This is a genomic window from Vibrio gazogenes, from assembly GCF_002196515.1.
Lineage (GTDB): Bacteria > Pseudomonadota > Gammaproteobacteria > Enterobacterales > Vibrionaceae > Vibrio > Vibrio gazogenes_A.
Genome location: NZ_CP018835.1, coordinates 2,579,268 through 2,601,737, shown reverse-complemented (window position 1 = coordinate 2,601,737; position 22,470 = coordinate 2,579,268). Strand labels below are relative to the sequence as shown.

At 44.9% G+C, this 22,470-nt stretch carries 19 protein-coding genes and 2 tRNA genes; 4 read left to right on the top strand and 17 right to left on the bottom strand.

The genetic code is table 11. The annotated features are described in order from the left end of the window. Nucleotides 1-2 precede the first annotated feature (2 nt). Nucleotides 3-890, top strand: a complete 888-nt coding sequence (locus BSQ33_RS11840) for a U32 family peptidase (protein WP_021020623.1) — start codon at nucleotides 3-5, stop codon at nucleotides 888-890. A 41-nt stretch (nucleotides 891-931) separates the two neighbouring features. Here the strand turns inward: BSQ33_RS11840 and BSQ33_RS11835 are convergent, their stop codons facing one another. From BSQ33_RS11835 to rlmE, 16 genes are all read right to left on the bottom strand, one after another. Then, nucleotides 932-2,257, bottom strand: a complete 1,326-nt coding sequence (locus tag BSQ33_RS11835; RefSeq protein ID WP_021020622.1) for an MATE family efflux transporter — start codon at nucleotides 2,255-2,257, stop codon at nucleotides 932-934. A 126-nt stretch (nucleotides 2,258-2,383) separates the two neighbouring features. Beyond that, complete coding sequence (gene nlpI / locus BSQ33_RS11830) at nucleotides 2,384-3,286, bottom strand: lipoprotein NlpI (protein ID WP_021020621.1); 903 nt, start codon at nucleotides 3,284-3,286, stop codon at nucleotides 2,384-2,386. Nucleotides 3,287-3,401: 115 nt separating this feature from the next. Further along, on the bottom strand, nucleotides 3,402-5,537 hold the full coding sequence (pnp, locus tag BSQ33_RS11825; RefSeq protein WP_021020620.1) for a polyribonucleotide nucleotidyltransferase: 2,136 nt from the start codon (nucleotides 5,535-5,537) through the stop codon (nucleotides 3,402-3,404). 270 nt (nucleotides 5,538-5,807) lie between these two features. Next, nucleotides 5,808-6,077 (bottom strand): 30S ribosomal protein S15, encoded by a 270-nt coding sequence (gene rpsO, locus BSQ33_RS11820; RefSeq protein ID WP_027694233.1) that lies wholly within the window; start codon nucleotides 6,075-6,077, stop codon nucleotides 5,808-5,810. Nucleotides 6,078-6,208: 131 nt separating this feature from the next. After that, on the bottom strand, nucleotides 6,209-7,147 hold the full coding sequence (truB, locus tag BSQ33_RS11815) for a tRNA pseudouridine(55) synthase TruB (protein ID WP_021020619.1): 939 nt from the start codon (nucleotides 7,145-7,147) through the stop codon (nucleotides 6,209-6,211). Further along, on the bottom strand, nucleotides 7,147-7,542 hold the full coding sequence (rbfA, locus tag BSQ33_RS11810; RefSeq protein ID WP_021020618.1) for a 30S ribosome-binding factor RbfA: 396 nt from the start codon (nucleotides 7,540-7,542) through the stop codon (nucleotides 7,147-7,149). Before rbfA ends, truB begins: the two co-directional genes overlap by 1 nt. Nucleotides 7,543-7,664: 122 nt before the next feature. Then, nucleotides 7,665-10,367, bottom strand: a complete 2,703-nt coding sequence (gene infB, locus BSQ33_RS11805) for a translation initiation factor IF-2 (RefSeq protein ID WP_021020617.1) — start codon at nucleotides 10,365-10,367, stop codon at nucleotides 7,665-7,667. A gap of 24 nt (nucleotides 10,368-10,391) precedes the next feature. Then, nucleotides 10,392-11,879, bottom strand: coding sequence for a transcription termination factor NusA (nusA, locus tag BSQ33_RS11800; RefSeq protein ID WP_021020616.1), 1,488 nt, complete (start codon nucleotides 11,877-11,879; stop codon nucleotides 10,392-10,394). Between the two features lie 21 nt (nucleotides 11,880-11,900). Then, complete coding sequence (gene rimP / locus BSQ33_RS11795; RefSeq protein ID WP_021020615.1) at nucleotides 11,901-12,356, bottom strand: ribosome maturation factor RimP; 456 nt, start codon at nucleotides 12,354-12,356, stop codon at nucleotides 11,901-11,903. 235 nt (nucleotides 12,357-12,591) lie between these two features. Then, nucleotides 12,592-12,668, bottom strand: a tRNA-Met gene (locus BSQ33_RS11790). 58 nt (nucleotides 12,669-12,726) lie between these two features. Further along, nucleotides 12,727-12,810 (bottom strand) — tRNA-Leu (locus tag BSQ33_RS11785). A gap of 9 nt (nucleotides 12,811-12,819) precedes the next feature. Further along, on the bottom strand, nucleotides 12,820-13,161 hold the full coding sequence (secG, locus tag BSQ33_RS11780) for a preprotein translocase subunit SecG (RefSeq protein WP_021020614.1): 342 nt from the start codon (nucleotides 13,159-13,161) through the stop codon (nucleotides 12,820-12,822). A 254-nt stretch (nucleotides 13,162-13,415) separates the two neighbouring features. Beyond that, nucleotides 13,416-14,756 (bottom strand): phosphoglucosamine mutase, encoded by a 1,341-nt coding sequence (gene glmM, locus BSQ33_RS11775; RefSeq protein ID WP_088134148.1) that lies wholly within the window; start codon nucleotides 14,754-14,756, stop codon nucleotides 13,416-13,418. Nucleotides 14,757-14,775: 19 nt separating this feature from the next. After that, the gene (gene folP, locus BSQ33_RS11770; protein ID WP_088134147.1) at nucleotides 14,776-15,609 is read right to left on the bottom strand and encodes a dihydropteroate synthase; all 834 of its coding nucleotides are present in this window, start codon (nucleotides 15,607-15,609) and stop codon (nucleotides 14,776-14,778) included. Nucleotides 15,610-15,670: 61 nt separating this feature from the next. Beyond that, entirely contained in the window at nucleotides 15,671-17,629 is a 1,959-nt protein-coding gene (gene ftsH / locus BSQ33_RS11765) for an ATP-dependent zinc metalloprotease FtsH (RefSeq protein ID WP_088134146.1), read from the bottom strand. Between the two features lie 98 nt (nucleotides 17,630-17,727). Further along, nucleotides 17,728-18,357 (bottom strand): 23S rRNA (uridine(2552)-2'-O)-methyltransferase RlmE, encoded by a 630-nt coding sequence (gene rlmE / locus BSQ33_RS11760; protein WP_027694231.1) that lies wholly within the window; start codon nucleotides 18,355-18,357, stop codon nucleotides 17,728-17,730. Nucleotides 18,358-18,479: 122 nt separating this feature from the next. Between rlmE and yhbY the strand changes: the two genes are divergently transcribed. Further along, nucleotides 18,480-18,776 carry a ribosome assembly RNA-binding protein YhbY gene (gene yhbY, locus BSQ33_RS11755; protein WP_021020609.1) on the top strand — a complete coding sequence of 99 codons (297 nt, stop codon included), beginning with the start codon at nucleotides 18,480-18,482 and terminating at the stop codon, nucleotides 18,774-18,776. Between the two features lie 68 nt (nucleotides 18,777-18,844). On the opposite strand, the gene greA is transcribed toward yhbY, so the two are convergent. Beyond that, a complete protein-coding gene (gene greA, locus BSQ33_RS11750) occupies nucleotides 18,845-19,318 on the bottom strand; it encodes a transcription elongation factor GreA (RefSeq protein WP_021020608.1) in 474 nt (157 codons plus the stop codon). A gap of 573 nt (nucleotides 19,319-19,891) precedes the next feature. Here greA and BSQ33_RS11745 point away from each other — a divergent pair. Together BSQ33_RS11745 and dacB are read left to right on the top strand one after the other, a co-directional pair. After that, the gene (locus tag BSQ33_RS11745; RefSeq protein WP_088134145.1) at nucleotides 19,892-20,896 is read left to right on the top strand and encodes a porin; all 1,005 of its coding nucleotides are present in this window, start codon (nucleotides 19,892-19,894) and stop codon (nucleotides 20,894-20,896) included. A 99-nt stretch (nucleotides 20,897-20,995) separates the two neighbouring features. Beyond that, nucleotides 20,996-22,447: a serine-type D-Ala-D-Ala carboxypeptidase gene (gene dacB / locus BSQ33_RS11740; protein WP_088134582.1), complete on the top strand. Its 1,452-nt coding sequence runs from the start codon at nucleotides 20,996-20,998 to the stop codon at nucleotides 22,445-22,447. The last annotated feature ends 23 nt before the right edge of the window (nucleotides 22,448-22,470 follow it).

Sequence of the window (22,470 nt, the reverse complement as noted above, 5' to 3'; positions counted from 1 at the left end):
AGATGAAATATGCATTAGGTCCATTACTCTATTTCTGGCCCAAAACAGAGGTGGAACAATTCTATCAGCAAGCACAGAGCGCCAACGCTGATATCATTTATCTGGGAGAGACCGTTTGTTCCAAGCGTCGGGAGTTAAAAGCACACGACTGGCTGGCAATCGCACAGGAAATCGCCCGGAGCGGTAAACAGGTCGTCCTGTCAACGATGGCACTGCTTGAGTCACGTAGTGAGCTCACCGTGATGAAAAAATACATTGATAATGGTGATTTTCTGATTGAAGCCAACGATGTTTCAGCCGTTCATCTTGCTAATGAACAGCGAGTACCATTTGTTGTTGGGCCAGCGATCAACTGTTACAACGCTCATACCCTGAAATATTTTCTGCGCCAAGGCATGATTCGTTGGTGTATGCCGGTAGAACTCTCCCACTCGTGGCTGCAACAGGTGCTGCAACAATGTGAAACGTTAGGGATTCGTGATGCATTTGAAGTTGAAATATTCGGCTATGGTTATCTGCCACTCGCCTACTCCGCTCGCTGTTTTACAGCCCGGGCTGAAAACCGCCCGAAAGATGAATGTAAGACATGTTGTATCCATTATCCCAATGGGATCCGAGTCCAAAGTCAGGAAGGACAAGAAGTCTTCAACCTGAACGGGATTCAGACGCAGTCAGGCTACTGCTATAATTTGATTAACGAACTCCCCGGAATGACAGATAGCGTTGATGTCGTTCGTCTCAGCCCCACTGGCGTGGAAACCCTGACAACCATTCAAGCATTCCGCGATAATGAGACAGCGGCGCAGTCCTATCCGTTAGACAACCACCAATGTAACGGTTACTGGCACCGCATCGCGGGGCTAGAGAGCGTGACCTCACATTCTCAGTGAAGGATATCGCTTCACCATCACTGCCCCTTCGCGCCATCCTATCAGGCGGCTGAATGAAATAACCGCCTGATATCTTTATACAAGATCACTGAAACCACTAACGACAAGACAATGTTCGAAATCGGAAATGCAAGCCATACGCCGGTCAGCCCCCATCCCAGCGGCAGCAACAATAAGAATGGTGGTTGAACAAGCATATTACCCAATGAAATACTCACCGCTTTTTTGCCCCGGTGAATTGATTGATAAAATGAAGATGCCACAACAATGAAACCATCTAAACATAATGCAATAAAGTGTAATCGTATCCCTGTGGTGGCCAAATCGCTCAATTCAGAGTTATCACGATTAAAAATAGCGATAATTTCATGCGGATAAAGATTCATAATCGCCGTAACGATCAATCCGAATACGACAGATAAGCTCATCGCCATTAACAACAGTTTTTTAATATTTGCTAACTGATTCGCACCGTAGTTAAAACTTACTAACGGTTGCATCCCATTCGCAAATCCTTCCACCGTCAAATAATAGAACGTCACGACATAACCAAGAATGGTGTATGCCCCCAAAGCTGTCGTACCGCCGTAGGCCGCAAATTGACTGTTATGCAAGGCCACCATCACGCTCCAATAGAGATACATGAAAAAACTTGAAAGACCGACCAAAACAATCTGACGAATATCCTGCCACCGGAAAAACAGCAGATCAGCACGCCTTAAACGTAAAGATGCCGCAGGAGAAAAGAAGTAACTGAGTCCGACAATGGTGACCACAGCCTGTGAGATTGCGGTCGCAATCGCTGCCCCCTGCAACGCCATATCCCAGACCACAATGAACAGATAATCAAAAACAATATTCAAACATCCACCGATGATCATCAAATACGTCGCAAATGCCGGACTGTCATCGTTTCTCATTAAAAATGGTAATGCCGTCGCAGAAAGAGTAAAACAAGAGGTAAACACCACCACTTGCATGTACTGCATCGCCAGATGAAAGACATCGGGATCCTGTGTTTGCCAATTCAGAATATCCGCCATAAAGAAGCGCAGCCCCAGAGACAACAACAGCGATAACAGGATCAACAAGATCAACCCTGTACTGATCGTCTGTCGGGCAGCGGATAAATTCTTCTGTCCTTTGTAAATGGAGGTAATCGCACCCGTCCCGACCCCTACCATTAAACCGATACCAACCAGTACGGCAATCATGGACCAAGAGATATTAATGCCGGCTAATCCATCAACCCCAAGATACTGACCAATGAAAATACCATCAATGAGCTGATATAAGCCATTGACTAACATCGCTGCAACGGTTGGAACGGTATAGCGAAAATACTGTGAATAGATAGACTGCTGCATAAATTCAACCCAAACCTGAAATACAAACAGCCTGCAAGAATCAATGCAGGCTGTTCACCACAAACCCAACCTCGGACGATAAATTCAGATCCTGAGGCCGTGATTTCAATCAAGAAAATATCAATGTTACGATGAATGATCGTCCTTAATCGTATGGTATATCCGTTCCAGTTCTAAAAAGGCGTAGCGATGTTCAATATATTCGTAAACATTCATTGAAATTGCGAGTTTATATAAGGCGACCGCCTCAGCATACTGTGCTTGCATCTCATAACGCTTTCCGAGATAAAAATAAGCTTCCGTCAAGCGGCGGGCGAGCACCGTATTATCACTGGTCTCTTGCAGGAGCTGTTTGAAAACCGCTGAATCATCGGTTTCCCCTAACATCATGGCAACCAAAGACCATCCCCAAGCATTATCTTGCTCAGGCTGACGGGCATGATAACTTTGCATCAATTCTTTTCGAGCCGTTTCAGCATCCATCTCATTCACGATCATGTATCGCCATAAGACACTAAAAGGATCCGCTGAATTTTTTGCAATGACCTGTTCGATTTCATCCCGTGCCAAACGGGAGCGACCACCGTAATACAACGCAATCGCAAGATTTCTGCCAGCATACACACTCTCCGGTGCCAGCTCTAATGCGGAATCAAATGACTCATAAGCAGCATCGAAATCGTTAATTTCTGTGTAATAGACGCCAAGCATGTTAAACACTTCTGGCTGAGAGGGATAAAAGCGCAAAGATTGTTCGAAGTCCAGACGCGCCAGGTTCTTTAAACCCAGCATATCGTAACTATTACCACGCTCATGAAAAACTTTGGCCCGAATTTCATCGGTGAGCTCTTTTTGCTGTAGCAGTTGGCTCAGCCGCAAGATCTTTACTTCTTGTTGAATTGTCGGTTGTAATGGCCGGGCCATCGGGGCATAAAGCCACTCTGACTCTTGCTGATGCACAAACGATGAGCACCCAGCACTCAAAAGTAAGCCGAGTCCTGTCAATATCGTAAGAAACCACTTCGCCAAAATTATTCTCCTCAACGCGGGCATAAAAAAAGGGAGCAAAACAGCTCCCTTTATAACATCATGCTTAACAATAAAAAAGCAACCCAATGGATATATCGAATCCAGAGGTGCGTTTCTATTCTGCGTCAGATTGTTCTTGTTGTGGTGCGTCTTCAGCCGCTGGTTTTACAGCTGCTTCTTTCATACTCAAACGGATACGGTTCTGACGATCAATTTCCAGCACTTTCACCTGAACTTCTTGACCTTCTTTCAGGTAATCCGTCACTTTCTCTACACGTTGATCTGCGATTTGAGAGATATGAACCAGACCTTCTTTGGCACCAAGAACAGCGACAAAAGCACCAAAGTCAACGATACGAGTGACTTTACCAGTGTAGATACGACCAACTTCAACTTCAGCCGTCAACTCTTCAATACGACGAATCGCATGTTTAGCCGCTTCGCCTTCTGTCGCAGCGATCTTGATTGTTCCATCATCTTCGATTTCAATCGTAGTGCCGGTTTCTTCTGTCAGTGCACGAATGACAGCACCGCCTTTACCGATAACATCTTTGATCTTATCAGAACTGATTTTCATCGTATGGATACGTGGCGCAAACTGAGAAATGTCATCACGTGCACTGTGAATCGCTTTATCCATCACAGACAAGATGTGTAGACGAGCACCTTTAGCCTGATTCAAAGCGATCTGCATGATTTCTTTGGTGATCCCTTCGATTTTGATATCCATTTGCAGTGCAGTCACACCGTCAGATGTACCCGCAACTTTAAAGTCCATATCACCAAGATGGTCTTCATCACCTAAGATGTCAGACAGAACCACAAAATCATCTTCTTCTTTGACGAGTCCCATCGCGATCCCAGCAACAGAGGCCTTAATTGGCACACCAGCATCCATCAATGCCAGCGATGAACCACATACTGAAGCCATTGAAGAAGAACCATTTGATTCAGTAATTTCAGAGACCACACGAATGGTATAAGGGAATTCATCAATCGATGGCATAACGGCCTGAATACCACGTTTCGCCAAACGACCATGACCAATTTCACGACGCTTTGGAGAACCGACGAAACCTGTTTCACCGACACAGTAAGGTGGGAAGTTATAGTGGAACAGGAAGTGCTCTTTCCGTTCACCGGTTAATTCATCAATAATTTGCGCATCACGCTGAGTTCCCAGCGTCGCTGTCACGATAGCTTGTGTTTCACCACGGGTAAATAATGATGAACCATGGACGCGAGGCAAAACACCCGTGCGGACATCCAGTGCTCGAACCATATCTTTCTCACGACCGTCGATACGCGGTGCACCAGACAGAATACGGCTACGAACGACTTTCTTCTCTAATGAACTCAGCATGTTACGAAGTTCATTTTCATCCAGAGCTGCATCTTGCTCAAGTAATGTCGCGATAACATCAGATTTGATCTGACCCACTTGCTCGTAACGCGCCATTTTCTCAGTGATTTGATATGCTTCAGCAAAGCGAGCTTCCGCATGTTCAGCGATTAATGCTTTCAGGCTGACATTGACTTCAGGAGCGCTCCATGACCATGCAGGTGCCGCAACTTCAGCAGCAAATTCATTGATAGCTTGAATCACAGCCTGTTGCTGTTCATGACCAAATACGACTGCTGAAAGCATCTCTTCTTCAGAGAGAATATCTGCTTCTGATTCAACCATCAGTACCGCATTTTCTGTTCCGGCAACCACGAGATCCAGACGAGATTCTCCCAGCTCTTTCGCACTTGGGTTCAAAACAAGCTGTCCATCAATGTGACCGACACGAGCCGCACCAATTGGACCATTGAATGGGATACCAGAAATTGCCAGCGCGGCAGAAGTACCGATCAAGCTTGGGATATCAGGCTGAACATCAGGGTTTACGGCCATAACAGTGGCAATAATCTGAACTTCATTGGTGAAACCATCGGGGAACAGAGGGCGAATCGGACGGTCGATCAGACGAGCTGTCAGAGTTTCACCTTCTGAAGGACGGCCTTCACGTTTAAAGAATCCACCAGGAATCTTACCGGCAGCATAAGTCCGTTCCTGATAGTTCACTGTCAGCGGGAAGAAGTCTTGACCTTCTACCGCTTCTTTTTTCCCAACCACTGAAACGAATACAGATGTATCGTCCATGGTGACCATAACTGCTGATGTTGCCTGACGTGCAATCACGCCAGTTTCAATCGTGACGGTGTGATTGCCGTATTGAAACGTTTTCACAACTGGTTTTTCAAACATTATTATTCCTTTGCCTAGGTTAACCTAGAAATGGGTTATCAATACTCAAGGCATCACAAATCGCGACTAGTAAAAGGATACTGAAATGCCAGTCTCCTTTGAATAGTCGCGACCTTTTGGCCGACTTCGGTGACTGTCATGCTTTGAGTCTGTGTATTGAAATCAATGAACTGACTTCAACGGTCGCTAGTATAAACTACTCAGGCGCCCTTTGGCTAAATTTAGCCATTAAAAAAGGGGCTTTCGCCCCTTTTTTGTACAAATCCAATCTTAGCGACGTAGGCCAAGACGTTGGATAAGGTCGTGGTAACGATCCAGACTTTTACCTTTCAGGTAGTCCAGAAGCTTACGACGACGAGAAACCATGCGTAAAAGACCACGACGGCTATGGTGATCGCCTTTGTGCTCTTTGAAGTGACCTTGAAGGTGGTTGATTGAAGCTGTCAATAGAGCAACTTGAACTTCTGGTGAACCAGTGTCGCCTTCGCCACGTGCGTAATCAGCAACGATTGCTGCTTTAGTTTCTGCATTCAGAGACATAATTTCTCTCCTAAGAGTTAGAGTTTTAGTTTGTGTCAGCCAATCTCTGATTCAGCCGACACGAGGAGCGGGGATTATAGAGAATATTCCCTATCCCCGCAATAGCGAATCATTTGAAAAATAGCCCGATGTCATTCACGAAAAACGACTAACCGTTTCGGTGCTACTTTTCCGTCATCATCGATGTCACCGACACCAATAAAGTGTTGTGCTTCACCAACCGTCATACGCACCGTACCACTTGTTGGTATACCGAAGACTTGTACAGCCTGCCCTTTCTGGACCATTTCGGCCAAATCAGGAATTAAATTCACTTCAGGTAATGACTGGACCGCTGAATCCATCGGTAACAGGAGCGGATCAAGTAAAACTCTTGGAGCAACATCCTGTTCACGAGCGGCTTCAAGGATATGTTCAAGCGCCTCGAGAGTGACCATCCGCTCTGCCGGATATTGTGCGACAGCCGTACGACGCAAATACGTCACATGGGCTCCACAGCCTAACATTTCACCAAGGTCATCAACGATGGTACGAATATAGGTCCCTTTGGAACAATGAATTTCCATCTCAACTTCATCGGCTTCGTAGCGGATCAGTTCGATGGAATAAACCGTGATCTGACGTGACTCTCTGGGAACTTCGATACCTTCCCGTGCATACTCATATAAAGGGCGCCCCTGATACTTTAATGCAGAGAACATCGAAGGAATCTGAGCCGTTTCGCCTTTAAATTTCTCGATAGATTGCATCAATAACGATTCAGAAATTTGAACTGGGCGGGTCTCAACAATCTCACCATCTGAATCCGAGGTATTGGTACGAATACCCAACTTTGCAATCACTCGATACTTCTTATCTGAATCGAGGAGAAACTGGGAAAACTTGGTTGCTTCCCCCAGACAAATCGGTAGCATCCCCGTCGCTAGAGGATCTAATGCACCGGTATGCCCAGCTTTTTCAGCAAAGAAAATACGCTTCACTTTCTGGAGGGCATCATTGGATGAAATCCCCGTAGGTTTATCCAATAAAATGATGCCATCAACCGGACGACCTTTCCGACGACGAGCCATTACGCCTCCTCATCCGAACCTGATTCATCCCTTTTCCGTTTGTCTTCATCAACCGCTTGATTGACCAGATTCGACATCCGCATCCCTTCAACCAAAGTATCATCATAAACAAAACGGACTTCAGGCGTCAGACGCAGACGAATCCGCTTACCTAACATCATACGAATATGAGATTCATGCTCTTTTAAAGCTTTCAGGCAACTTTCTGGTGTTTGTTCCCCGACACATAAGAAGGAAACATACACTTTGGCATAAGCCAAGTCCCGGGAAACTTTTACCTCAGAAATCGTCACCATACCGAGGCGAGAATCTCTGATTTCACGCTGCAATATCATTGCAAGCTCTTTTTGCAGCTGCTGAGAAACGCGCTGCGTACGACTAAAATCTTTTGCCATATTTTAACTTTCTCATAGAAAGAATGGGGGGATGGTCTAGCCAACCCCCCATGGTGTATTCAACAACCAACGATGCATTCAACAACCGATTGTGTGGTATACCACTTAACCATCAATATCGGTTAGTCGATTGACCGTTTAATTTCAATTGTCTCAAAGACTTCGATCTGGTCACCAACGCGGACGTCGTTGTAGTTTTTCACACCGACACCACATTCATAACCACTCTTCACTTCTGCAACGTCATCTTTAAAGCGGCGGAGTGACTCCAACTCACCTTCATAAATGACCACGTTATCACGCAGCACGCGAATAGGATTATTCCGTTTGATCAGTCCTTCAGTAACCATACAGCCAGCGATAGCACCCAGTTTCGGAGAACGGAATACATCACGAACTTCTGCCAGACCGATAATCTCCTGTTTAAATTCAGGAGCCAACATACCGCTCATCGCCTGTTTCACTTCATCAATCAATTGATAGATGATGGAGTAGTAGCGCAGATCAAGGTTCTCAGCTTCAATGGTTCGACGGGCAGATGCATCAGCACGGACGTTAAAGCCCAGTACGATTGCATTCGATGCCGCAGCCAGTGTCGCGTCAGTTTCGGTAATACCACCGACACCTGAGCCAACAATGTTAACTTTCACTTCATCAGTAGAAAGTTTAACCAATGCATCGGTAATCGCTTCAACCGAACCTTGAACATCAGCTTTCAGCACGATATTCAATTCAGCAACTTCACCAGCTGTCATATTAGAGAACATGTTCTCTAGTTTAGCTTTCTGCTGACGCGCCAGTTTAACTTCACGGAATTTACCCTGACGGTAGTTCGCAACTTCACGCGCTTTACGTTCATCACGGACAACAGTCGCTTCATCACCGGCAGCAGGAACACCAGAAAGACCGAGCACTTCGACCGGAATTGATGGGCCAGCTTCCAGCACTTCATCACCGACTTCGTTACGCATCGCTCTGACTCGGCCATACTCCTGACCACAAAGCAGGATGTCGCCTTTACGCACTGTACCTGACTGAACCAGAATCGTTGCAACAGGGCCACGGCCTTTATCCAGTCGAGACTCGACAACAACACCAGTTCCCATGCCGTCAGCAACAGCTGTCAGTTCCAGAACTTCGGCTTGAAGAAGAATCGCTTCTAACAACGCCTCTACGTTCGTTCCCTGCTTGGCAGAAATATGAACGAAAATATTTTCACCACCCCACTCTTCAGGAATAATGTCATATTGTGCCAGTTCATTTTTCACATTGTCTGGATTGGCATCTTCTTTATCAATCTTGTTCACAGCAACAATTAGTGGAACTTTCGCTGCTTTTGAGTGCTGAATGGCTTCAATGGTTTGAGGCATAACGCCATCATCAGCCGCAACGACCAATACCACGATATCCGTTGCCTGAGCACCACGTGCACGCATGGCCGTAAACGCCGCGTGTCCCGGGGTATCAAGGAAAGTGATCATACCGTTGTCAGTTTCAACGTGATAAGCACCAATATGCTGGGTAATACCACCCGCTTCACCAGATGCAACGTGCGTACGACGAATATAATCCAGTGTTGAAGTTTTCCCGTGGTCAACGTGTCCCATAATGGTAACAACAGGTGCACGAGGAACAGCTTCAGAAGTGCTGTCACGATCAGAAAGAACCGCTTCTTCCAGTTCATTTTCTTTACGGAGAATCACCTTGTGACCCATTTCTTCGGCAACAAGTTGTGCAGTTTCCTGATCAATGACTTGATTGATCGTTGCCATCGCACCCATTTTCATCATGACTTTGATGACTTCGGTGCCTTTTACTGACATTTTCTGAGCCAGCTCGGAAACAATAATTGTTTCACCGATAACAACGTCAGATTTTGCAACAGTTGCATTTTTATCAAAACCTTGCTGCATTGACGAAGGTTTTCCCCGACCTCGATTCGAGTTACGTCCACCTTTTCCACCGCGAGGACGCATATCACGTTCTTGGCGTTGTTCATCGCGAGCAGAAGCTTTTTTCTTCGCTTTTGCGCGACGACTACCTTCATCACGACGGTCTGCTTCGTCTTCTGCCTCTTGGGCATAACGGGAAGTAGTTAGATGGTAATCTGTAGTTTCGTCTTCCATAGCACCTTTTTTCTCTTCTGCAGCAGACCAACGCTCTTGATTCTTTTCAGCCAATTCACGCGCTTTTTCGAGCTGACGCTGACTTTCCTCTTCAGCTTTACGTCTCAATTCTTCTTCCTGACGACGCTTCAGTGCTTCGGCTTCTTGTCGCGCTGCCTCTTGCTTGGATTTCTCTTCATCAGAAAGTTCAACTTTCTGACTGTGTTTCTCTTCACGTTTCGCTTTTTCTTCGGCTTCACGCTTCATCTGCTCTTCAGCTTCCCGTTTCGCTTGTTCTTCAGCTTCACGCTTCGCTTGAGCTTCTAATCTTGCTTTTTCAGCTTCTAACTTCGCTTTCTCTTCAGCTTCACGTTGGGCAGCTTCTTCTGCCAGACGTTTTGCTTCATCTTCGATTGTACTACGCTTAACATACGTACGTTTTTTGCGCACTTCAACCTGAACATTCTTACTTTTACCACCTCCCGCATTCACACTCAGTGTGCTGCGAGTTTTTCGCTGTAATGTTAAACGAGTCGGTTCGTCCTTTGAAGAGCTGCCACCGTGCTCTTTACGAAGGAAAGTTAATAGTTTCTGTTTTTCATCTTCAGAAACACTATCCGCTCCCGTCTTTGTCATTCCTGCGTCAGCAAGTTGCTCTAATAAGCGGTCAACTGGTGTACCAATCTCTTCACTCAGTGCTTTAACTGTAAGTTCTGTCATGCCGCTTTCTCCCCTTGCTGAAAATTACGCGTCTTCGCCAAACCAACAAATATTACGCGCAGCCATAATCAATTCTCCAGCGCGTTCTTCTGTCAGTCCTTCTATACCTTCAAGATCATCAATTCCCTGGTCAGCCAAATCTTCAAGAGTAATCACTCCTTTTGCTGCCAGTTTGTAAGCCATATCACGCTCAAGACCAGATAGATTTAGCAGGTCCTCAGCTGGCTCACCTCCATCCAGTGATTCTTCTCTGGCCAAAGCAAGAGTTGTCAGTGCATCTTTTGCACGAGTACGCAATTCTTCAACAAGGTCTTCATCCAACCCGTCAACTTCAAGCAACTCATTCACCGGTACATAGGCAACTTCTTCTAATGTAGAGAAGCCCTCTTCAACCAACAATTCGGCAAAGTCCTGCTCAATAGACAAATGCTTCATGAACAACTCAATTGACTCAGTTGATTCTTCTTGATGTTTCTTCTGAAGATCTTCTACTGTCATGACATTGAGTTCCCAGCCAGTCAACTGAGAGGCCAGACGAACATTCTGTCCACTACGGCCAATCGCCTGAGCTAGATTGTCGGCTTCAACAGCAATGTCCATCGAATGAGCATCTTCATCAACGATGATAGAAGCAACATCAGCAGGTGCCATTGCATTAATTACAAATTGAGCTGGGTTGTCGTCCCACAGCACGATATCAATACGCTCACCACCGAGTTCACCGGAAACCGCCTGAACCCGGGCACCACGCATACCAACACATGCACCAACTGGGTCAATGCGCTTATCGTTGGTTTTCACTGCGATTTTAGCTCTTGAACCCGGGTCGCGAGATGCGGCTTTCAGCTCAATTAATTCTTCACCAATCTCAGGGACTTCAACACGGAATAATTCAGCCAACATTTCAGGCTTAGAACGAGTGATGAAGAGTTGGAATCCACGCGCTTCAGGTCTAACCGCATAAAGCAGGCCACGAACGCGGTCACCAGGACGGAAGTTTTCTCGGGGAAGTTGATCTTCACGCAAAATTACAGCTTCTGCGTTATTGCCGAGATCAAGAATGATACTATCCCGGTTAACCTTCTTTACTGCGCCGGTGACAAGTTCACCTTCATTATCAATAAACTGCTCAACGATTTGTGCCCGTTCAGCTTCACGAACTTTCTGGACAATAACCTGTTTTGCTGTCTGAGTCGTGATTCGGTCAAACTTAACCGATTCAATTTGATCTTCAATAAAATCATCTAACTCAATCGAATCATCATCAAATTGAGCGGCTTCGACTGAAATCTCTTTGGTCGGATTCTGAACTTCTTCTACAACCAACCAGCGACGGAAAGTTTCAAACTCTCCAGTCTTTCTATCAATCTCAACGCGAACATCAATATCAATGTCGTATTTTTTCTTAGTCGAGGTTGCTAACGCAGTTTCAAGCGCTTCAAAAATACGTTCACGAGGAACAGCCTTCTCGTTTGAAACCGCCTCAACTACCGCTAAAATTTCTTTACTCATTATTTCCAGCCTCTTTAAGACTTAAAATTTAGGGATCAGATTAGCTTTTGAAATATTGCTGAGCGCGAATGGTTCTTCTTGCCCATCAACAGTAACCACAATGGTTTCACCATCAACCGATTGGATGATACCTTTCCATTTGCGGCGGTTTCCAACAGCCATTTTCAAAACAATATTGACCTCGTGACCAATAAATTGCTCATAGTGTTCAGATTTAAATAAAGGTCTGTCTACGCCAGGTGAAGAAACTTCAAGGTTATAGGCCACTGAAATAGGATCTTCTACATCAAGCACAGCACTGACCTGACGACTAACCTCAGCACAGTCATCTACAGTAATACCATTGTCGTGATCAATATAAATTCGTAGTGTCGAATGTGCTCCGGCACGGACAAATTCTAATCCGACTAATTCATAACCTGCAGCAACAACAGGTGCTTCAAGTAATTCAGAAAGTTGTTTTTCTAACCCTGTCATTTAAACGACTCCAGAAACAAAAAAAGGGCTATGAGCCCAATTTCAATTCCAAGCAAACAGACCAAATCTTCGATATATGAACAGTGATGACTGCTCATACACAAGAATCAGATAACAAAAAACCCCGATAGTCGGGGTTTTTATCTATGCTGGACCCTGAATGTTAAGACGATGTCTTAACATATAGTGAGATAATCTTTCTCACTATCAAACCTGCAACAACCAATTCAAGAATTGGTTGCGGGGGCCGGATTTGAACCGACGACCTTCGGGTTATGAGCCCGACGAGCTACCAAACTGCTCCACCCCGCGTCCGACTTGCTGAGCATTATACGCTCTCAATCTTCATTTACAAGTTTGTAAAGAATAATGGTGCCGAGAGAGGGACTCGAACCCTCACACCATAGGCGCTAGCACCTCATGCTAGTGTGTCTACCAATTTCACCATCTCGGCCAAATTCTTTTACTGTGGTATTTCGCTGCCGTTTGAATCATCAGCAGGAACACCATCATCAGTCTTCGTTTGCTCTTGGACAGCTTTGCCCTGAGCAGGATCAACCCACTGCGATTTCGCTTTATGTGTTGATAAATTCCCTAAAACCAGACTAACGATTAGGAATACAACTGCAAAAATTGCAGTCATTCGGGTTAAGAAATTTCCAGAGCCACCGGCACCAAATACTGTATTTGAAGCACCGGCCCCAAATGAGGCTCCCATATCTGCGCCTTTACCTTGTTGAATCAACACCAATCCGATGATAGCAACCGCTGCCAACAGGTAAATCACAAGTAGAACTGTAAACATAACATATCCACCTATGTTCCAAATTGTTGAGCCAGCGCCGTTCTTATCTATCGACTTGAACTAGGCTAGCGACCTCCGTATCGGAAGTGGGGGCAATACTAACGAAAGGATTGAAGACTGGCAAGAGGATAAATTACTTTTTTTTCAAATTCATGGTTAAGCGGTTAAAAAAGGGACAACCATGGTGTTTTCATCATTCAGAGCGGATGAATTCAAACAGAAGGAACCGTCATTTAACGATTCCTTCCACGTATTTAACAGTTTGACTTCACAATGTCAGCAATCTTTAAGGCCGATTCCCGAACGAGCGTTTCATCTTCTCCTTCAACCATCACGCGAAGTAATGGTTCAGTACCTGATTTTCTCAACAATACCCGTCCTTTATCCCCTAATTCAGCTTCAACAGCCTTAACACACTGTTTCACAGCCTTTGCATCGAGCGGATTAGAATCGCCACTGAAGCGCACATTTTCCAATACCTGTGGGAAAAGTTTCATGCCGTTGGATAATTCATTCAGTGACATCTCACTATCTACAACAGCGGTCAAAACCTGTAGCGCAGCTACAATTGCATCTCCGGTTGTCATCTTATCCAATAAGATCACATGCCCTGAGTTCTCTGCACCAATTTTCCAGTTTTTCTCCAACAGTTTTTCCATAACATACCGATCACCAACAGCAGCCCGGGCAAAGGGGATTCCTAGTTGTTTCAAAGCAACCTCCATACCGAGGTTGGTCATCAACGTGCCGACAACACCACCTTTCAGCTCTCCCTTGCGCAGCAGATAGCGGGCAATGATATAAGCAATTTGATCGCCATCGACTTTACATCCTAAAGCGTCAACCATGATGATACGATCACCGTCGCCATCAAATGCCAGCCCGATATCTGCTTTCTCTTCCAGTACTTTATGCTGAAGCGCGCGAATATCGGTCGCACCGACCTGTTCATTGATGTTTAAACCATTTGGATTGACGCCAATAGCAATGACATCTGCGCCCAACTCTCTGAAAACACTTGGTGCAATATGATAAGTTGCGCCGTGAGCACAATCGACAACAATTTTTAACCCCGCCAAACTTAATCTGGATGGGAAAGTACTTTTGCAAAATTCAATATAGCGTCCGGCAGCGTCAGTTAAGCGTGAAGCTTTGCCTAATTCAGCAGAAGGAACACACTCAATCACTTTATCTAGCTCTTGTTCAATCTCGAATTCCACCTCATCAGGTAACTTTGTTCCCTCAGAGGAAAAAAACTTGATGCCGTTATCATCATATGGATTATGAGATGCAGAAATCACGATACCGGCTTCAGCACGGAAAGTTTGTGTCAGATAAGCAACTGCCGGGGTGGGCATCGGGCCAGTTAACGTTGCTTCGAGCCCGGCCGCAGCCAAGCCAGCTTCCAAAGCTGATTCCAACATATAGCCGGAGATGCGAGTATCCTTACCAATAATGACTTTGCGGGTTCCCTGTTTCGATAGAACCCGACCGGCAGCCCATCCAAGCTTCATGACAAAATCAGGGGTGATAGGGAATTGTCCTACCTTTCCCCGGACGCCGTCGGTACCAAAATAACGCCTGTGATTCGACATCGATATTCCTATTTTCTTATCATTGATTGGTTTGAATCATACTGATTATTTTCATCGCTTCAACGGTTTCATCGACATCATGAACCCGGAAGATCTGTGCACCTTGCGTTGCAGCAACCGCAGCACAAACCACACTTGCGACCATGCAATCAGCGGGGTGTTTGCCCAGAAATTGATGCAACATCGATTTTCTGGACAGACCAATCAACAGCGGCAGACCAAACTGATGAAAGGTATTTAGATTGGCTAATAAATGGTAATTATGCGTAAGGGTTTTACCAAATCCAAAGCCAGGATCAAGAATAATATTTTCTCGTCGTATACCAGCTTCCTCGCATACGGCAATTCTATCCTTCAAAAATGTGTAGACTTCCTGAATAACATCACGATATTCAGGACGTTCCTGCATCGTTCCGGGCTGCCCTTGCATGTGCATTAAACAAACAGGAATATCCGCTTTTGCAACAACAGCTAATGCGCCCGGCTCCTGAAGTGAACGAATATCGTTAATCAGATCTGCGCCCACATCAATGCTCTGCTGCATAACTTCAGCTTTACTTGTATCAACAGAAATCCATATGTCCGGGTACTTTTCTCGAATAGCACTGACAGCAGGAATCACTCGGTTTAATTCTTCTTCAACGGTCACTTCAGCAGCACCGGGACGAGTTGATTCCCCACCGACATCAATAATCGTCGCACCAGCCTGAATCATCGAGTCTGCATGAGCTAATGCTTGCTTCAGAGAGACAAACCGCCCGCCATCAGAAAAAGAATCAGGCGTCGTATTCAAAATCCCCATCACCTGAGGCTCATTTAAACTTAAGGTTTTATTGGATGTCCGAATATCCATAATACTCCCATAATAACAAAAGCCCCGACAAGACCGGGGCTTTTTTCAGCGACCAAACGATTTACTCGGTTCGTCCTTGATCATCATTATCTGATTTGTCCTGTTGTTCCTCATTTTGAGTATCATCAGGTGTCGTATCATTTTTCGGTTCAGTAGGCTTCACTTTTTCCTGGGCGCTTAAATCCTGTTCAACCCATCCGGCTGGATCCCTGATTTCAGATTTTCGATCCATCAAATCATCGATCTGACCAGCATCGATTGTTTCATACTTCATCAAAGCATCTTTCATCGAATGCATGATATCCATATTATCTAACAGGATTTTTTTCGCTCTCTCGTAGTTTCGGTCAATAATCTTCCGAATCTCGTCATCGATCAGCTTGGCCGTATCATCAGACATATGCTTCGTTTTTGTCACACTCCGACCAAGAAAGACTTCACCCTCTTCTTCGGTATACAACAACGGACCTAATTTTTCCGAGAATCCCCACTGAGTCACCATTTTACGTGCAATATCAGTCGCGCGCTCAATATCGTTCGACGCACCAGTTGATACTTTATCCACACCATAGATTAGTTCTTCAGCCAGACGTCCACCATAAAGGCTGGAAATCATCGATTCCAAATGTTGCCGAGACATACTGATGCGATCTTGCTCCGGTAAGTACATCGTGACACCTAAAGCCCGACCACGCGGAATAATCGATACTTTATACACAGGGTCATGCTCTGGGACCAAACGTCCGACAATCGCGTGTCCTGCTTCATGGTACGCTGTTGATGCTTTGATTTCCTCTGACATCACCATGGAACGCCGTTCAGCACCCATCATAATTTTGTCTTTCGCCAGTTCAAACTCAACCATCGAGACATTGCGTTTATTCCCACGCGCCGCAAACAGTGCAGCTTCATTGACCAGGTTGGCCAAGTCTGCACCTGAGAACCCAGGTGTACCACGAGCAATCAGTGAAGCATTGACATCATTAGAAATCGGCACTTTACGCATGTGGACTTTCAGGATTTGTTCACGTCCACGGATATCCGGCAGTCCAACCACAACCTGACGGTCAAAACGACCGGGACGTAATAAAGCGGGGTCTAATACATCCGGACGGTTGGTCGCAGCGATAACAATAATCCCTTCGTGCCCTTCAAAACCATCCATTTCAACCAACATCTGGTTCAATGTCTGTTCGCGTTCGTCGTGCCCACCACCGACTCCGGCGCCACGCTGACGCCCGACAGCATCAATTTCATCGATGAATATAATACAAGGAGAAGCCTTCTTGGCTTGCTCAAACATGTCTCTGACCCGAGAAGCACCGACCCCAACGAACATTTCAACAAAATCAGAACCTGAAATGGTAAAAAACGGAACTTTCGCTTCGCCGGCAATTGCCTTCGCTAGCAAGGTTTTCCCGGTACCGGGAGGACCAACCATTAAAACACCGGTTGGAATTTTTCCGCCAAGTTTTTGAAAGCGGCTCGGATCACGTAGGTAATCGACAAGCTCTTTCACATCTTCTTTCGCTTCATCACAACCAGCGACATCACCGAACGTTGTTTTAATCTGCTCTTCCGTCATCATGCGGGCTTTGCTCTTGCCGAACGACATGGCACCTTTACCACCACCGCCCTGCATCTGTCGCATAAAGAAGATCCAGACCCCGATCAAGAGAATCATCGGGAACCAAGAGATGAAAATTGTCCCCAGTAAACTTTGTTCTTCAGGAGGCGTCCCTTGAACTTTTACATTCTGATTAATCAGATCATCGAGTAGTTTCTGATCGTACACTGGCATGTACGTGACATAATGAGTACTACTGCCTCGGCGGGTAAAAGTAATCTCACTATCTTTGAATTGAGCTTCCTGAATTTGACCCTGCCCCACTTCTTTCACGAAAGTGGTATAGTCAACCGCCCTGCCACTATTATCTCCAGGGCCAAAGCTCTGAAATACGGACATTAAGACAACGGCGATAACCAGCCATAATATTAAATTTTTTGCCATGTCACTCAAGGTGTAAGCCTCGCGATAACTAGTTGTAATTAAAGGTAGGGTACTACAGATTATAGTATGTCGCTACCGTATCGGTAGCGCCCGAGCCCCGTAAATGGTTACCCTTTGTAACCAGTTGCTACAATATAGACTTCCCGAGAGCGAGCTCTCGATGAGTCTGGTTTTCTTATTTTTACCACTTTAAACAGTGACCGGACATCTTTCACGTATTGGTCAAAGCCTTCTCCCTGAAACACTTTGACGATAAAGCTACCATTCTCAGCAAGTACTTGTCGACACATGTCGAGTGCCAATTCTACCAAATACATTGCTCTGGGCTGATCCACGGACAAATTTCCAGCCATATTCGGTGCCATATCAGACATCACAACATCGACAAGGTTCGGAGAAATTCTATCGAGTAAGGCATTTAGAATGGCCTCTTCCCGAAAATCACCTTGAAGAAAGGCAACGCCGGCAATTGAATCCATCGGCAAAATATCACACGCGATAACCTGCCCCGAATCACCGACAATATTCACAGCATATTGAGACCACCCACCAGGTGCTGCCCCCAAATCAACCACGGTCATGCCAGATTTGAGCAGTTTATCTTTCCCTTGGATCTCTTCTAGTTTGAAGATAGCACGGGAACGATAACCTTTCTTCTTCGCATCATTTACATATTTATCATCAAAATGCTCTTTCAGCCATCGGCCTGAGCTCGCAGAATGCTTATTTTTACTCATTTCTGTTCCAATACAAATCACTTCACCAGATAAACAAAGGACGGAAGATGTGGTCATCTTCCATAGATGGCGCTAAAATAGTTGTTTTCAACCCTAATATAGTAAATTAAATTGGCTGCATCATGAACCTAAGCACAAAACAAAAACAGCATTTAAAGGGCTTAGCCCACCATTTGAAACCCGTCGTTCTCATGGGCGCAAATGGCCTGACAGAAGCCGTGCTTGCAGAGATCGAGATTGCACTTGATCATCACGAATTAATCAAAGTCAAAGTTGTCTCAGAAGATCGGGAAACCAAGCAGCTGATTATTGATGCAATTATTCGCGAAACCGGTGCTGAAAAAATTCAAACCATCGGTAAAGTGCTGGTATTATATCGTCCTTCAGAACAGCGAAGAATTGAAATTCCCAGAAAATAAAAAAAGCCGCTGAAGCGGCTTTTTTTATTACATGGCAGCAAAATATCGATAAATTATCATTGCCGTTTTTACTTATACTCGACTTTATCGATATCGAAAGTTTTTTCACCACCGGGGGTGACGATAGTGACCTCATCCCCTTCAACCTTGCCAATCAGTCCCCGGGCAATCGGAGAACTGACCGAAATACGTCCCGCTTTTATATCAGCTTCATCATCACCGACAATCTGGTAGCTCTTTTCTTCATCGGTTTCCACATCGACTAAAGTGACCGTTGAACCAAAAATAATTTTGCCGGAATTATCAAGCTTAGTCACATCAATCACTTGAGCTACGGAGAGTTTATATTCGATATCACGAATTTGGGCTTCACAGATTCCCTGCTCTTCCCGGGCTGCATGATATTCTGCATTTTCTTTCAGATCTCCCAGTTCACGAGCTTCCGCAATCGCCTGTGAAATCTTTGGCCTTAATTTCAGGAGTCGGTCAAGCTCTTCACGAAGGAGTTGCTCGCCACGAACCGTCATTGGAACTTTTTCCATTTTATACCTCGAAACCAAAGTTATCTTTGGACAAAACAAAACTACCCAATCCCAAGGATTAGGTAGTTTTTCATTCAAATTGATTATCTCAGTGTAAACAAAGTTGGTAACGAAATCATCTAAATTCAAGACCCCAATTTAGAAATCTTTGACACCGCCAAACCTGCACACTGAGTTACTTCTGTAGAAAATTGATCCATGCCACAGAACATTATTCTAAATATGAAGTAAAAGTCGTAAAAAAAAATAAATATAGATTAAATTTTTCAAGTAACGGAACTTTATGATGTATATAGAAAACCATTTAAAAACATGCGTTTGATATTTATTTATATTCAAAAAATACCGTTCATCGCGTCGATTTATATCATTTTACTAACTTCATCCCCACCTTTGCATGTACAACTAGGCTACGAAAAAGGCGAAAAGTTCAATGTTTCGTAGTTTTATATTTACGCTACGTTGCGCGCATTCGCATTACAGATGATGGACGATAGTCGCTCCAATACCTCGATAGGTTAGACCGATTATGTTCTTCAACGTTTATGGACAGTAAATTTTAGGATTAACAAGATGAAAAAAACTCTGATCGCTCTTGCAGTGGCAGGTGCTGCAGTGGCAACTGGCGTGAACGCTGGTGAACTATACAACCAAGACGGCACATCCCTAACGATGAAAGGACGTGTCGAAGCTATTCTTTCTCTGAAAGATGGCGATGCAGCAGACGAATCTCGTGCTCGTTTGGGTTTCTTAGGTAAGCAAGAAATCAACGATAACCTGTATGGCTTAGGCTATTTTGAAGGCCAATTCACATCTGCTGATGGTGATGATGCAGGTGACGTAAGAAACGATAGAGACAGTAAAGTTGAAGATCGTTATACCTATGCAGGTCTGGGAGGTACATACGGTTTAGTCACTTATGGTAAACAAGATGGTGTTCTGACTCCACTGTCTGATTTTACTGATATCATGTCATATCACGGTGACAACGCAGTTAAAAAACTTACTGTGCTTGATCGTGTTGATAACCAATTAAAATATGCTGGTTCATTTGACAATCTGAATATTTTTGCTGAATATCGTTTCGCTGACCGTGTTGAGAACGGCACAACTAACACTATTGATAATAATGATCAAGATGGTTATGGTCTGTCCGCAACTTATGCATTGGCAGATATCGGTGTTGATTTAGGTTTAGGTTACGGTGCACAAAATGATGACGATCAAATCGTTGCCACTGTTGCTTATACCCTGAATGACCTATACCTGTCAGCGTTGTACAGCCATATCGACTTCGATGCAGCTGGTGCTGATGACTACGATGGTTATGAACTTGCAGCTTCTTATACCATTGACAAAACTAAACTGATTGCCACATATAACTATGGCGAAACAGATAAAGATGTAGCTAATTATCTTGCTCTAGAAGTTGCTTATTACTTCCAGCCAAACTTCCGCAGCTATGTGTCTTACAACATCAATATGCTTGATAAAGATGATGTTAACCTCACCGGTGGCGCAATTGGTGATAATGGTACTGAAGATGATATGGTTGTAGGTCTACGTTACGACTTCTAATCTGAACCAGATTCAATACGCTTAAAACGCCCGCGCTAGCGGGCGTTTTTTTATCTGGTTATACTAGTCGCATGACATGATGATAGATTGGATTACTTTGTGCTACGGACACTTCTGTTTACTATTGCCTGTTTTATTCTGAGCGCTGAATTGTGCGCTGCTCAGGCGACACCTTATGCCAGTCTGTTACCACCGACCAGCAGAACCGCTCTGATTGTTGAACAACTGGATACGCCCCTGCGAGAAGTCGATACCGATAGTCAGTCATTCTATCCCCCCGCCAGCACCATGAAACTGATTACTGCGCTGGCGGCTAAATTAGAACTGGGCGATCAATTTCGTTTCAAGACTTTATTAGGCAAAGCAGACCATGATTGGGTGCTCCAATTTAGTGGTGATCCACAGCTCACAACCTATGACTTGAAACACATGTTTGTGACGTTGAAACAGCAAGGTATCAAAAAAATTGAGGGTAACTTGTGGCTCGATAATTCGTTATTTAGCGGCTATGAAAGGGCTGTCGGCTGGCCGTGGGACATTTTGGGGGTATGTTACAGCGCCCCGTCGAGTGTCATCGTGTTAGACGAAAACTGTGTGCCCGGCTCAATTTATACACAAAAAGATGGCAACACTCGTGTTTATATTCCTGAACAATACCCCATTTATGTAACAACTCAGGCGAAAACCGTATCATCACAAGAACAAAAACAACAGCTGTGCGATCTTGAGCTACGTAGTCGTGCCGAAAACAACTATCGCCTTTCAGGATGTCTGGTTCAGCGAAATTCACCGCTCCCCTTAAAATTTGCGATCCAGAATCCCAGCCTTTACGCGACTCGTATCGTTTACAGAATTCTCAATCAGCTAGGGATCACTCTCACCGGAGAAGTGCTCGTCGGACGTCCCCCAAAGCCATTACAACAAGTTCTGGTTCAGCATACATCTCAACCACTCGTTGCGTTACTTGATACGATGTTGAAAGAGTCTGATAACCTGATTGCGAATAATGTGACAAAAACATTGGGTCATCAATTTTTTGTTCAGGCGGGCAGTTTTGCCAACGGCACAGAAGCAATCAAACAAATCTTATATGCCAAAGCGGGCATTGACCTTAAAAGTGCACAACTGGTTGATGGTTCTGGGTTGTCACGCAATAACCGAGTCACCGCCAATCAAATGGCTGAGGTTTTACATTATATTTGGCAGCATGATGCATCACTTCATCTGATTGAGTTGTTACCGGTTGCAGGACAAAGCGGTACGCTGAAATACCGGAAAAGTATGCGTTCTTCGGTTGTCAGAGGTCATTTGAGTGCTAAAAGCGGCTCGCTATATGGCAGTTATAATATGGCGGGATATGGACTGGATAAAAAAGGGCAGCCTCAGGTACTTTTCGTCCAGTTTGTCACCGACTACTTCCCTGATGATAAAGCAGAAACTGTTCGGGCTCCGTCACCACTAGAACAGTTTGAAGAACAACTGTATCGGGATATCATTCAGATGAGTCAGCAAAAGAAATCGTACCTCTCAAATATAAAGCCTGACTCATAACATCAGGCTTTATTGGACGATAT

What these genes read in the sequence shown, in the direction of transcription:
- BSQ33_RS11840 (WP_021020623.1), top strand. Translation starts at nt 3, where the DNA reads ATGAAATATGCATTAGGTCCATTACTCTATTTCTGGCCCAAAACAGAG.
- BSQ33_RS11835 (WP_021020622.1), bottom strand. Translation starts at nt 2,257, where the DNA reads ATGCAGCAGTCTATCTATTCACAGTATTTTCGCTATACCGTTCCAACC.
- pnp (WP_021020620.1), bottom strand. Translation starts at nt 5,537, where the DNA reads ATGTTTGAAAAACCAGTTGTGAAAACGTTTCAATACGGCAATCACACC.
- rpsO (WP_027694233.1), bottom strand. Translation starts at nt 6,077, where the DNA reads ATGTCTCTGAATGCAGAAACTAAAGCAGCAATCGTTGCTGATTACGCA.
- truB (WP_021020619.1), bottom strand. Translation starts at nt 7,147, where the DNA reads ATGGCTCGTCGTCGGAAAGGTCGTCCGGTTGATGGCATCATTTTATTG.
- rbfA (WP_021020618.1), bottom strand. Translation starts at nt 7,542, where the DNA reads ATGGCAAAAGATTTTAGTCGTACGCAGCGCGTTTCTCAGCAGCTGCAA.
- infB (WP_021020617.1), bottom strand. Translation starts at nt 10,367, where the DNA reads ATGACAGAACTTACAGTTAAAGCACTGAGTGAAGAGATTGGTACACCA.
- nusA (WP_021020616.1), bottom strand. Translation starts at nt 11,879, where the DNA reads ATGAGTAAAGAAATTTTAGCGGTAGTTGAGGCGGTTTCAAACGAGAAG.
- rimP (WP_021020615.1), bottom strand. Translation starts at nt 12,356, where the DNA reads ATGACAGGGTTAGAAAAACAACTTTCTGAATTACTTGAAGCACCTGTT.
- secG (WP_021020614.1), bottom strand. Translation starts at nt 13,161, where the DNA reads ATGTTTACAGTTCTACTTGTGATTTACCTGTTGGCAGCGGTTGCTATC.
- glmM (WP_088134148.1), bottom strand. Translation starts at nt 14,756, where the DNA reads ATGTCGAATCACAGGCGTTATTTTGGTACCGACGGCGTCCGGGGAAAG.
- folP (WP_088134147.1), bottom strand. Translation starts at nt 15,609, where the DNA reads ATGGATATTCGGACATCCAATAAAACCTTAAGTTTAAATGAGCCTCAG.
- rlmE (WP_027694231.1), bottom strand. Translation starts at nt 18,357, where the DNA reads ATGAGTAAAAATAAGCATTCTGCGAGCTCAGGCCGATGGCTGAAAGAG.
- yhbY (WP_021020609.1), top strand. Translation starts at nt 18,480, where the DNA reads ATGAACCTAAGCACAAAACAAAAACAGCATTTAAAGGGCTTAGCCCAC.
- greA (WP_021020608.1), bottom strand. Translation starts at nt 19,318, where the DNA reads ATGGAAAAAGTTCCAATGACGGTTCGTGGCGAGCAACTCCTTCGTGAA.
- BSQ33_RS11745 (WP_088134145.1), top strand. Translation starts at nt 19,892, where the DNA reads ATGAAAAAAACTCTGATCGCTCTTGCAGTGGCAGGTGCTGCAGTGGCA.